The 2,384-nt window shown below is 57.3% G+C and carries 1 rRNA gene; it reads left to right on the plus strand.

Annotated features, from left to right (window positions below):
* Positions 1-2,384: ribosomal RNA gene (locus ABZ883_RS43085) — 23S ribosomal RNA — on the plus strand; the annotation flags it as partial.

Here is a 2,384-nt window from a genome sequence, read left to right on the forward strand (position 1 = left end):
TGTCGTGACTGCGTGCCTTTTGAAGAATGAGCCTGCGAGTTTGCGGTGTGTGGCGAGGTTAACCCGTGTGGGGTAGCCGTAGCGAAAGCGAGTCCGAATAGGGCGCTTGAGTCGCACGCCCAAGACCCGAAGCGGAGTGATCTAGCCATGGGCAGGTTGAAGCGTGGGTAAGACCGCGTGGAGGACCGAACCCACCAGGGTTGAAAACCTGGGGGATGACCTGTGGTTAGGGGTGAAAGGCCAATCAAACTCCGTGATAGCTGGTTCTCCCCGAAATGCATTTAGGTGCAGCGTCGTGTGTTTCTTGCCGGAGGTAGAGCACTGGATAGGCGATGGGCCCTACCGGGTTACTGACCTTAGCCAAACTCCGAATGCCGGTAAGTGAGAGCGCGGCAGTGAGACTGCGGGGGATAAGCTCCGTGGTCGAGAGGGAAACAGCCCAGAGCATCGACTAAGGCCCCTAAGCGTACGCTAAGTGGGAAAGGATGTGGAGTCGCACAGACAACCAGGAGGTTGGCTTAGAAGCAGCCACCCTTGAAAGAGTGCGTAATAGCTCACTGGTCAAGTGATTCCGCGCCGACAATGTAGCGGGGCTCAAGCGTACCGCCGAAGTCGTGTCATTGCAGCAATACTCCCAACGGAGGCTGTGATGGGTAGGGGAGCGTCGTGTGCCGGGTGAAGCGGCCCTGGAAGGGAGTCGTGGACGGTTCACGAGTGAGAATGCAGGCATGAGTAGCGATACAAGAGTGGGAAACTCTTGCGCCGATTGACTAAGGGTTCCTGGGTCAAGCTGATCTGCCCAGGGTAAGTCGGGACCTAAGGCGAGGCCGACAGGCGTAGTCGATGGACAACCGGTTGATATTCCGGTACCCGCTTTGAAGCGCCAGCGCTGAACCCTCTGATGCTAAGCCCGTGAAGCCGCCGGCTGATTCTTCGGATGATGTCGGAGTGGTGGAGCCGGTGACCCGAGGTGGTAGTAGGTGAGCGATGGGGTGACGCAGGAAGGTAGTCCAGCCCGGGCGGTGGTTGTCCCGGGGTAAGGGTGTAGGCCGAGTGGTAGGCAAATCCGCCACTCATGAGGCTGAGACCTGATGCCGAGCCGATTGTGGTGAAGTGGATGATCCTATGCTGTCGAGAAAAGCCTCTAGCGAGTTTCATGGCGGCCCGTACCCTAAACCGACTCAGGTGGTCAGGTAGAGAATACCGAGGCGTTCGGGTGAACTGTGGTTAAGGAACTCGGCAAAATGCCCCCGTAACTTCGGGAGAAGGGGGGCCATTGCTGGTGATGAGTCTTGCACTCTGAGCTGGTGGTGGCCGCAGAGACCAGCGAGAAGCGACTGTTTACTAAAAACACAGGTCCGTGCGAAGCCGTAAGGCGATGTATACGGACTGACGCCTGCCCGGTGCTGGAACGTTAAGGGGACCGGTTAGCTCTGATTCGTCGGGGCGAAGCTGAGAACTTAAGCGCCAGTAAACGGCGGTGGTAACTATAACCATCCTAAGGTAGCGAAATTCCTTGTCGGGTAAGTTCCGACCTGCACGAATGGCGTAACGACTTCTCGACTGTCTCAACCACAGGCCCGGTGAAATTGCACTACGAGTAAAGATGCTCGTTTCGCGCAGCAGGACGGAAAGACCCCGGGACCTTTACTACAGCTTGATATTGGTGTTCGGTTCGGCTTGTGTAGGATAGGTGGGAGACTTTGAAGCAGTGGCGCCAGCCATTGTGGAGTCATCGTTGAAATACCACTCTGGTCGTGCTGGATGTCTAACCTCGGTCCGTGATCCGGATCAGGGACAGTGTCTGGTGGGTAGTTTAACTGGGGCGGTTGCCTCCTAAAGGGTAACGGAGGCGCCCAAAGGTTCCCTCAGCCTGGTTGGCAATCAGGTGTTGAGTGTAAGTGCACAAGGGAGCTTGACTGTGAGACTGACGGGTCGAGCAGGTACGAAAGTAGGGACTAGTGATCCGGCGGTGGCTTGTGGAAGCGCCGTCGCTCAACGGATAAAAGGTACCCCGGGGATAACAGGCTGATCTTCCCCAAGAGTCCATATCGACGGGATGGTTTGGCACCTCGATGTCGGCTCGTCGCATCCTGGGGCTGGAGTCGGTCCCAAGGGTTGGGCTGTTCGCCCATTAAAGCGGTACGCGAGCTGGGTTTAGAACGTCGTGAGACAGTTCGGTCCCTATCCGCTGTGCGCGTAGGAGTCTTGAGAAGGGCTGTCCCTAGTACGAGAGGACCGGGACGGACGAACCTCTGGTGTGCCAGTTGTCCTGCCAAGGGCATGGCTGGTTGGCTACGTTCGGGAGGGATAACCGCTGAAAGCATCTAAGCGGGAAGCCTGCTTCGAGATGAGGACTCCCACCCCCTTGAGGGGTTAAGGCT

It is taken from the genome of Streptomyces sp. NPDC046977 (genome assembly GCF_040644455.1).
Lineage (GTDB): Bacteria > Actinomycetota > Actinomycetes > Streptomycetales > Streptomycetaceae > Actinacidiphila.